The organism is Vibrio sp. 1078-1 (assembly GCF_033340475.1).
On record NZ_JAWOWM010000198.1, the window covers coordinates 1 to 821 of the forward strand.

The 821-nt window shown below is 45.6% G+C and carries 1 protein-coding gene and 1 pseudogene; both read left to right on the top strand.

Annotation, left to right across the window (positions count from 1 at the left end; all coding sequences use genetic code 11):
• Positions 1-102 (top strand): annotated as a pseudogene (locus tag R7190_RS26545) (ABC transporter permease); the annotation flags it as partial.
• Positions 103-105: 3 nt separating this feature from the next.
• On the top strand, positions 106-821 hold a 716-nt coding region (locus tag R7190_RS26550; protein WP_318137762.1), incomplete at its 3' end, for an ABC transporter permease.

The following is an 821-nucleotide window of genomic DNA, read 5'->3' on the forward strand; positions in this document are numbered from 1 at the left end:
GCCGCCATCTCGGTCATCTTAATGGCGCTGTTGGCGGTTATTACGGTGATTAACCAGTGGCTGATTGCCAAAAGTTACGCAGCTAAGAAAAGCAGGAAGTAAACCATGCAAGACGTAAATTCTCGATTCCATAAAAGCGTCGTTTACACCATCGTCTTAATCATGCTGATCCCTATTCTAGCGACTTTCATTTACTCGCTCTCTTCTCGCTGGGGCGCAACGATTCTGCCTGATGGTTTCACTTTTGACTGGTACATTAAACTGCTAACAGATCCTCGCTTCTTACAGGCATTTGGTCGCTCGCTCTTTATTGGCCTTTCAGCACTAGCACTGAGTGTTGTTCTCATACTGCCTGCGATTTTCGTGGTGTTTTACTACTTTCCGAAACTCGACAAGCTGATGAATATCCTGATTTTGCTGCCATTTGCAGTACCACCAGTGGTTTCGTCTGTGGGCCTTCTTCAACTCTATGCTGACAGCGAAATTTCCCTCATCGGTACCCCCTGGATTTTAGTGGGTACTTACTTCACCATCGCATTGCCATTTATGTATCGCGCCATTTCCAACAGCTTTGAAGCCATCAATTTACATGATTTGATGGACGCCGCGCACTTGCTTGGCGCAAGTACGACCAAAGCTTTTTTGTTGATCATTTTGCCCAATTTAAAGAAAGGTTTAATGGCATCGTTGTTCCTCTCCTTCTCATTCTTACTAGGAGAGTTCGTGTTCGCCAATATTTTGGTTGGCACTCGCTACGAAACCCTACAAATCTACTTGTACAACATGCGTCAAACCAGCGGCCACTTCACATCTGCGCTCGT